Source organism: Microbispora rosea (genome assembly GCF_044460045.1).
Taxonomy (GTDB): Bacteria; Actinomycetota; Actinomycetes; order Streptosporangiales; family Streptosporangiaceae; genus Microbispora; species Microbispora rosea.
This window is the reverse complement of sequence record NZ_JBITJO010000001.1, coordinates 78,003-86,647: the sequence shown is the minus strand read 5'-3', so window position 1 is coordinate 86,647 and position 8,645 is coordinate 78,003. Positions and strand designations below refer to the sequence as shown.

Annotated in this window: 7 protein-coding genes; 1 reads left to right on the top strand and 6 read right to left on the bottom strand. The window is 73.8% G+C overall.

Annotation, left to right across the window (positions count from 1 at the left end; translation table 11 throughout):
- The 6 genes from ACIBK1_RS00430 to ACIBK1_RS00405 all read right to left on the bottom strand — a co-directional run.
- On the bottom strand, positions 1 to 216 hold a 216-nt coding region (locus ACIBK1_RS00430; protein WP_396731212.1), incomplete at its 3' end, for a hypothetical protein.
- 293 nt (positions 217 to 509) lie between these two features.
- Positions 510 to 1,652 (bottom strand): sensor histidine kinase, encoded by a 1,143-nt coding sequence (locus tag ACIBK1_RS00425; protein ID WP_030509713.1) that lies wholly within the window; start codon positions 1,650 to 1,652, stop codon positions 510 to 512.
- A gap of 64 nt (positions 1,653 to 1,716) precedes the next feature.
- Positions 1,717 to 2,355: a DedA family protein gene (locus ACIBK1_RS00420; RefSeq protein WP_030509714.1), complete on the bottom strand. Its 639-nt coding sequence runs from the start codon at positions 2,353 to 2,355 to the stop codon at positions 1,717 to 1,719.
- A 175-nt stretch (positions 2,356 to 2,530) separates the two neighbouring features.
- Positions 2,531 to 2,821 carry a hypothetical protein gene (locus ACIBK1_RS00415; RefSeq protein WP_030509715.1) on the bottom strand — a complete coding sequence of 97 codons (291 nt, stop codon included), beginning with the start codon at positions 2,819 to 2,821 and terminating at the stop codon, positions 2,531 to 2,533.
- Between the two features lie 241 nt (positions 2,822 to 3,062).
- A complete protein-coding gene (locus ACIBK1_RS00410) occupies positions 3,063 to 4,541 on the bottom strand; it encodes an N-acetylmuramoyl-L-alanine amidase (protein WP_396731207.1) in 1,479 nt (492 codons plus the stop codon).
- A gap of 19 nt (positions 4,542 to 4,560) precedes the next feature.
- Entirely contained in the window at positions 4,561 to 5,460 is a 900-nt protein-coding gene (locus ACIBK1_RS00405) for a M23 family metallopeptidase (protein ID WP_030509717.1), read from the bottom strand.
- Between the two features lie 106 nt (positions 5,461 to 5,566).
- Here ACIBK1_RS00405 and ACIBK1_RS00400 point away from each other — a divergent pair, with 106 nt between their 5' ends.
- Entirely contained in the window at positions 5,567 to 8,623 is a 3,057-nt protein-coding gene (locus ACIBK1_RS00400; RefSeq protein WP_396731204.1) for an AfsR/SARP family transcriptional regulator, read from the top strand.
- Positions 8,624 to 8,645: the final 22 nt, after the last annotated feature.

Below are 8,645 nucleotides of genomic sequence, written 5' to 3'. Positions count from 1 at the left end.
GGCGTCGAGCCGCTCGGTCGTCACTCCGAGCTTCGCCGCGATCGCGGCCAGATCGGCATCCGTACCCGCCTCGGGCCTCCCGCCTGGCTTGACCGGCGCGCAGCCGGATTGCACCGCGCCGGGCGTCGGGGCCGGACCGGCCGCCGCGGCCGTACCGGTCGCGGCCAGCGTGACGAGCGTGACCGCTGCTACGACCAGCCGTGTGCGTTTCATCATCGTGATGCCTTTCGTCCACGGAGCGCGCCGGACGAGTGCCGGCGTCGTGGGGACAACGCAAACATCGCGGCCTCTGGCGTGGTTTCAGCCACCTTTAAAGGTTCCTTAGAACGGCCACGTTCTCCCGAGCGAGCGAGCGGTCATGCCGCCGACGATAACGCCGTACGGCGAGCTGTCACCGGTCTGAAGGCGGCCATGCGACGCGCGTACGCCGACGACAGCCGATCGTTGCTTGTGTTGGGCGGGTGGCCGGACGAAACCTCTCCGCGGGGGGTCCGGCCTTCGGCCCGGGGTCACGCGCGGGGCAGCTCCGCGCTCACGGTGGTCGGGCCGCCGGGCGGGCTGTCCACCCGGAACCGGCCGTCCAGGGCGGCGACCCTGCGGGCCAGCCCGGACAGGCCGCCTCCACCGGGGTCGGCGCCGCCCCGCCCGTCGTCGCGCACGCGTACGACGATCGTGTCCCCGTCCTCCAGGATCTCCACCCGCACCTGCCCCGCCGCCGCGTGCTTGGCGGCGTTCGTCACGGCCTCCCGTACGACGAAGTAGACCGCCGTCTCCACCTCGGTGGGCGGGTGCGCGGTCAGGCCGTACGCGACCGTGACGGGCACCCCGGCCCGCTCGGCGACGGCGGACAGGGACTCGCGCAGCCCGAGCGTGTCGAGCTCGGCCGGGTAGACGCGCCAGGCGACCTCGCGCAGCTCGCGCAGCGCCTCCTGGGCCTCCTCGTGGGCCTGGTGGAGCAGGTCGTCGCGCAGCTGCGGGGTGCGCCCCCGCCGGGCCCGCCCGATCAGCACGGCGAGGGCCACCAGCCGCTGCTGCACGCCGTCGTGCAGGTCGCGCTCGATCCTGCGCCGCTCCTGGTCGACCGCGCTCACGACGCCGGCGCGGGTCCTGGCCAGCTCGTCGATGCGGCGCTCCAGCAGCTCGGTGGGGCTGGGGCCGAGGAAGCGCCGGGCGACCCGCAGTTCGAGGGCGGCGACGCCCTGGATGCCCATGATGTCGAGGAACAGCAGGACGATCCCGGCCACCCCGAAATAGCTGAGGATGCCGGGATTTGGCGGGATGCCGTCGGGGTTCTCCCCGTGCGCCCAGCCCCACACGAAGAGCACCGATGTGCTCACGCCCACCACCAGCAGGAAGAGCACGAGTCCGCCGAGCAGGCCGACCGGCCATCGGGCCGCGAGATACCCGGCCACCCGGCCGGTCCCGACGGTGACGTCGAGGCCGCCGAGCAGTCCGAGCCTGCGGATCTCGGCCCGGGCCAGCGGCACGGCCACGGCCCGCAGCAGGCGCTCCCCGGCGCGCCGCGCGGCGGGATGCGGCAGGCAGAGCAGGGCCAGCGGCGCGGCCACCAGCAGGCCGGCCAGCTCGACGACCGCCGTCAGCGTGCCGATGATCAGCGCCGCGAGGATCCTGAGGGCGCGTGCGACGTTCATCGGCTCCTTCGCGGCGGTTGGCGCCGCTCTGGGCGGCAGGCGAGCCTGCCCGGGGAGCGGCTGGTCAACGGGCATGGCGTCCGTGGCCGCGCCGTTCCCGCAGCCGTACGGCCACGAACCGGGCGACGACGAGCACGACGGCCGCCACCACCACCTTGGACACGATCCCCATGTAGTCCTCGACGAGGTGCCAGTGCTCGCCGAGCAGATAACCCGCCAGCACGAAGACGGTGTTCCAGATCAGGCTGCCGAGCGTGGTGAACAGGAGGAAGGTGCCGAGCGGCATGCGTTCCACACCGGCGGGGACCGATATCAGACTGCGAAAGATCGGGATCATGCGCCCGAAGAACACCGTCTTCACACCATGCCGGGCGAACCACGCCTCCGCCTTCTCGATATCGGAGATCTTGACCAGCGGCAGACGTGCCGCGATGGCCACCGTACGCTCCCGGCCGAGCAGTGCGCCCACACAGTACAGCGCGAGCGCCCCCACGACGGAGCCCGCGGTCGTCCACAGGAGCGCCGCGAGCAGGCTCATGTCCCCGCGCGCGGCGGTGAACCCGGCGAGCGGCAGGATGACCTCGCTGGGCAGTGGGGGGAACAGGTTCTCCAGGGCGATCGCGACGCCCGCGCCCGGCGCGCCCAGGCGTTCGGTGAGCTCCATCGCCCACCCGGCGATCCCTCCGATTTCCGCGGTTTCCATGCCGATGACGCTAGAAGCCGGGCGACGCGGTCACCATGAGGGGCGCCGCCGGGCCTCCTCCGGTTCGCCTCACATCAGGGGTGCGGAAAACCGCAGCCTCGGGTGGCCGTCCACAGGCTGTGGATATCGGCGCGCCACTCCTGCCCCGCCGATTCGGGGCCGGAGCCGCACCGGCTCAAAGATCGTCCTTCGGCGTCTGGGCCAGCACCTGGTCGGCGGTCGCCGTGACGACCGCCGCGGCCGCCGAGATGTCCCTGACCTGCTCCGCGGGGAGGGCCCGCAGCACCCTCTCCAGCGCTTCCAGGTCGGCCTGGTAGGCGGCCGCCATCGCGGCCTGGGCCTTGGCGGTGCGCCCTGCCTGCTCCACCGCCTTGCCGAGTGCCCGGCCGGCGCGTTCGACGGTCCTGGCCGCCTCGATCGCCGCCTTCTCAAGATTTTTCGCCCACTCGGGCGGCTGATCGCTCATCGATGTCCTCTGTGTGAGGGTGGTTCCGCGGGCGCGATGGATCGCCCACGAAGCGTGCCGGATCAGGCCCTTATTGCCCTCCCTGCGGGCTCTACACCCCGTGAGGCCCACGCTCTCACAGATCTCTCGAACTCCATCGGAGAGCCCCCGCGCGGTGCGGCGCGCGGGGGCCCTTGGTCGTTGCCCCGAATCGTGCCCGGGTCGTGCCCCGGGTCGTGTTTCGGACGGATGCCGGAAGAGGTCAGCCGCAGTGCTCGAAGGGGCTGTCGTAGGTGGACGAGCCGGCCTTGCCGCCCCACTTCACGCATTTGTCGGCCGCCGCCGCCCGTACCGGTCCGGCGTAGTAGCCGTAGCTGCCGGAGTCGGTGACCCGGCTCTTGCCCTGGACCTCCAGGTAGGCGGTGGTCGCGGTGGCCGTGCCCAGCGACGTCTTCTTCAGGGTCACGACGCAGTTGTAGCCGTTGCCGGAGTTGTAGAGCAGATAGACGGTGCCCGCCGTGCCGAGGGCGGCCGAGTCGATCACCGAGTAGCCGCTGCCGCACACCTGCTCCGGCGTGTACGGGTTCCCGGTTCCGCCGCCGCCCGTGACGTACCTCATGTACGTGGTCCAGTCCCAGTAGGGCCCGGGATCGGTGTGGTCGGACCCGGGGACCTGGGAGTGCCCCACGATGTGGGACCGGTCGGTGGGGATGCCGTACCGGGCGGCGACGGAGCGGACGAGGGCCGCCGAGGAGCGGTACATCGCGTCGGTGAACCAGGACGCGTCGTCCACGTATCCCTCGTGCTCGATGCCGATGGAGTGGTGGTTGTAGTCGGAGTTGCCCGCGTGCCAGGCCCGGTCCTTCTCTCGCACCATCTGGGTGATCGCGCCGTCGGAGGACCTCACGACGTAGTGCGCCGAGACCTGGGCGGCGGGGTTCTGGAACCAGGAGATCGTCCCGGCGTATGAGCCCTGCGTGACGTGGATGACGATGCGGTCGATCGCGTCGCTCGCCGGCCGGTCGGACACCGCGTAGTTGGCGCTGCTGGCCGCCACCCACGTCGCGCCGGGGTAGTCGACGGCCGCCGCGGCGAGCGTGCGGTTCTCCGGCTGATCGAGGTCGCGGGCGTTCGCGAGGGCTCCCCGGTCCGGATGCGCCGGGCGGGCGGCCACCGTGATCGTCTCGCCCGCCGGCGTCCGCGCGCTGAACCCGGCCGACAGCAGGTCGTAGACGGCGTCGGCGTACAGCCGGGCGACCTCGGGCGTGCTCGCCCCGCCGTAGCGCGCGACGGCGGTGTACCAGCGATCGGCGTCGGCGCGGGCGGCGGCGTCCAGGCCCAGGGCGTCGGCCCCGGCCCGCAGCACGGCCGCCGCGCCCGCCACATTGGCCGCGTCATCGGCCTTGAGTGAGGCGACCGGCGCTCCGGTGAGCCGTGCCGCCTCCTCCAGGGTGTGCAGCGTGGGATTGCTGACCAGGTGCGCCACGCCATAGCCGCCGCTCGCGCTCGGCCTGCCGTCATGGCCGTCGAGGTGGGTCTCGGCGTAGGCGAGCGCGACGAGCAGGTCGCGGGGCACGCCGTGGGCCGCAGCCGCCCGCGTGAAGGCGGTGGCGAGCGGGCCCTCGGCGGCCGAGGCCTGCCCGGCCGGGACGAGCCCGGCCAGGCACAGCAGGAGCGTCACCGCGCCCACGGCGATCAGGGCAGTGCGCCGGGGCGCGCGGACGATCAGGGATCCGGTCATGGGGGTTAGCCGGTGAGGGTCAGCCACAGTGCTCGAAGGCGCTGTCGTAGGTGGACGAGCCGGCCTTGCCGCCCCACTTGACGCAGGTGCCGGCGGCCGAGGCGCGTACCGGTCCGGCGTAGTAGCCGTAGCTGCCGGAGTCGGTCACCCGGCTCTTGCCCTGGACCTCCAGGTAGGCGGTGGTCGCGGTGGCCGTGCCGAGCGAGGTCTTCTTCATCGTGACGACGCAGTTGTAGCCGTTGCCGGAGTTGTAGAGCAGGTAGACGGTGCCGGCCGTGCCGAGGGCGGCCGAGTCGATCACCGAGTAGCCGCTGCCGCAGACCTCCTGCGGGGTGTACGGGTTGGCCGACGTGCCGCCGCAGTTGTGCGAGGTCACGGTCTGCGCGGGGTAGCCGAAGGTGACCCCGTTGAACACCGCCTTCTGGATGTTGGCGGGGTAGGACGTGTCGCTCGTGCGCACCTCGTAGTGCAGGTGCGGGGCGATGTTGTTGCCCGGCTTGCTGGTGTTGCCGACCTCGCCGATCTTCTGGCCCTGGTTGACGTGGGCTCCCGCGCTGACCGAGCGCACGCTCAGGTGGGCGTAGTAGGTGAACCAGCCGCCACCGTGGTCGATCTTGATGAGGTTGCCGAAGCCGTTCGTCGAGCCCTGGTGGGCCGAGATGACCACGGTGCCGGCCGCCGCGGCCACGACCGTGTCGCCGTAGTCGGCGTCGGCCGTGCTGCCCCGGTTGAAGTCGATCTCGTACGACTGGTGCGCGCTGCTGGCGCTGGAGTTGCCCGTCCACACCTGACCGCAGGGGAACGGCATCTGGAAGTCCGGGCGCGCACCCGCCGCCGAGGCCGCCGGGGCGGTGGCGGCGCCGACCGCGAGGCCGAGGACCACCGCGAGGCCCGCCGTGACAAGCGATTTGAGTCTCATGACCAAAAAGAGTCGGAATCTGCCGCACAAAAAACATCAAGAATTCGGTACAAAGGGTGGGCGAGTCATGGCGAACCGGTCCTTCGACAGGGGGAGCAACGCGGTCATGACAGTCGAGAAGCCCACGTTCAGCGTGCTCGGTCCGCTGGAGGTCCGCCTGCCGGGCACGGCGCCACGGCTCGGCGGGCCGAAACCCCGCATGCTCCTGGCCACCCTCCTCCTCCACGCCAACCGCACCGTTGGCGGCGACGAGCTCGCCGAGGTGCTGTGGCCGGACCACCGGCCGCGCTCGACCGCGGCCAACCTCCGCACGTACGCGAGCGCCCTGCGCGCGGAGCTCGGGCGGGCCCCGGCCCGCATCCGGGCCCTCGGGTCGGGGTACGCGATCGAGCTGCCGCCGCACGAGCTCGACCTGCTGCTGTTCGAGGAGCGGGTGGCCGCCGCCCGGGAGTGCCGGGCGCGGGGCCGGCCTCACGAGGCGGCCGACCTGCTGGCACGTGCGCTGGCGCTGTGGCAGGGCGTCCCGCTGTCCGACCTGCCCGGCAGGTCGCTGTGGGACCGCAGGCTCGAACGGCTCGCCCAGGCGCGGCTGCGCGCCGCCGAAGACCTGGTCGCGCTGCTCATGGCGGCCGGAGAGTACGGCGAGGCGGTCGGGGAGCTGCGCGCCCTGGTCGCCGACCACCCCTTCCGCGAGGACCTGTGGCGCAGGCTCATGCTGGCCCTGCACTGGTCGGGGCGGCAGGGCGAGGCGCTGCGCGCCTTCGGCACGATCCGGGAGCACCTCGTGACCGAACTCGGCGTCGAACCCGGCCCCGAGCTGCGCCGGGCGCACGAGGCCGTGCTCGCCGGAGAGCCGCCCCCACGACCGCCCGCCCCGCACGGTCTCCCCACCGAACCCGCACTCGCCATCGTTTCCGGCCCTTCCGGCGGCGCGTCGCCGCATGGCGCTTCTGGTTCCCCGGCCGACCCCGCTCTCCCCGTCGTGCCGCGTCAGCTGCCGCCGGACCTGGTGGACTTCACCGGGCGGACCGCCGAGGCGGCGGAGCTGACCCGGGCGCTCGCCCCCGGCGGCGTCGCCGTCGTCACCGGGCCGCCGGGCGTCGGCAAGACCGCGCTCGCGGTGCGCTGTGCGCATGCCGTCCGCGAGGCGTACCCCCACGGCCAGCTCTTCCTGTCGCTGGGCGGCACCGCGCAGCCTGGCAACATCGCGCAGCCCGGCAACCCCGTGCAGCCTGGCAACATCGCGCAGCCGGGCAACACCGCGCAGTCCGGCAACACCGCGCAGTCCGGCGGGGCCGTCTCGCCCAGCGGCGGCGTCTGGTCGCCGGTCGAGCCGGGAGAGCTGCTGGCCGAGGCGCTGCGCGCGCTGGGCGCGGCGGAGCCGCTGCCGCCCACGGTTCACGAGCGCGCCGCGCTCTACCGCACGCTGCTCGCCGAACGGCCGATGCTGGTCGTGCTCGACGACGCGGCGGGCGCCGCGCAGGTGCGGCCGTTGCTGCCGGGCGGCGGCAGCGCCGTCGTCGTCACCGGCAGGCGCCGCATCACCGAGCTGCCCGGGGCCGCCCGGATCGACCTGGACGTCCTGCCGCAGGCGGAGGCCCTGGAGCTGCTGACGGCGATCGTCGGCGCGGAGCGGCTGGAGCGGGAGCCGGAGGAGGCCGCCGCCATCGTGCGGGCCTGCGGCCGGCTGCCGCTCGCGATCCGGGTGGCCGGGGCCCGGCTGGCGGCCCGTCCCGGCTGGTCCCCGGCCGTGCTGCGGCGGCGGCTCGACGACGAGACGCTCAGGCTCGCGGAGCTGCGCGCCGGCGACCTGGAGGTGCGGGAGTCCTTCGACCGCAGCTATCGCCTCCTGCCCGACGACGCCGCGCGCACGTTCCGCGCGCTCGGCCTGCTCGGCACCCGGCCGCTGCCCGGCTGGGTGGTCGACGCCGTGCTCGACCGGCACCGCAGCGACGACGTGACCGACGTGCTGGTCGACGCGAACCTGCTGCGCCCGGTGGGGACCGACCTCCTCGGCCAGCCCCGATACCGGCTGCCCGAGCTGCTGCGCGTCGACGCCAGGGACAAGGCGGGGGAGGTGGACATGCCGGCGCTGGCACGCGTGGTCGCGGGCTGGACGGCCGCCGCGGAACACGCCACGGCCCGGCTGCCCACCACGGTCTTCCGGCTGGCCTCGCCCGCCGCCCGGCGCTGGCGGCTGCCCGACGACGCCCTGCGCCGGGTCGCCGCCGATCCGGTCTCCTGGTTCGGCGCCGAGCACGAGACCCTGGTCGAGGCCGTACGGCTGGCCGCGGAGGCGGGGCTGGCCGGCGCCGCCTGGGGCCTGGCGGCGGCGCTCGTGCCCTACTTCGACCTGCGCTGTCACTTCGGCGCCTGGGCGGAGACCCACCGCGTCGCCCTGGAGGCCGCCCGCGCCGCCGGAGACCGGGCGGGCGAGGCCGCCATGCTGCGGGGACTCGGTCAGGTGGCCCTGTATCACGACAGGTACGCCCAGGCGGCCGGCATGTTCCGCCGCTCCCGGGTGCTCTTCCGCACGCTCGGGGACGTCAGAGGCGAGGCCGTCTCGGTCTGCGGGCTGGGCGCGGTCGGCCAGTTCCGGGGCGACCGGGCCGCCGCGTCCCGGCACTTCCGCAGGGCACTCGGGATGTTCGTGTCGCTGGACGACCGGTCGGGCGAGGCGTACGCCCGGCAGGCGCTCGGGCGCACCTGCCTGAGCGCGGGCGACCTGGACGGTGCCGCCGACTGGCTCGGCGGCGCGCTGCGCATGGCGCGGGAGCTCGGCGACGCCCACCGGGAGGGCTGCGTGTCGCTCCAGATCGGCCGCCTGCACGACCTCGCGGGGGAGACCGGGCGGGCGATGCGCGCCCAGGGCCGCGCGCTGACGATATTCGAGGGCTTCGGCGACCGGCACTGCGCGGCGTACGCGATGCAGGGCCTGGGCGGGCTCCAGGCGGCCAGGGGTGACTGGCGGCACGGCTCGGCCCGGCTGGAGAGCTCGCTGGCGATCTTCCGGCAGCTCGGCGACCGGAGCGGGGAGGCGGCCACGCGGCGGCTGCTCGGCGAGCTGCACCGTTCGTCCGGGCGGCGCGCGCTCGCCCGCGGCTACCTCCACGCGGTCACGGCACGGCAGGCGGCGGAAGACACGGTGATTTCTCATGATTAGACCGTCATCACCGGGGCATCAG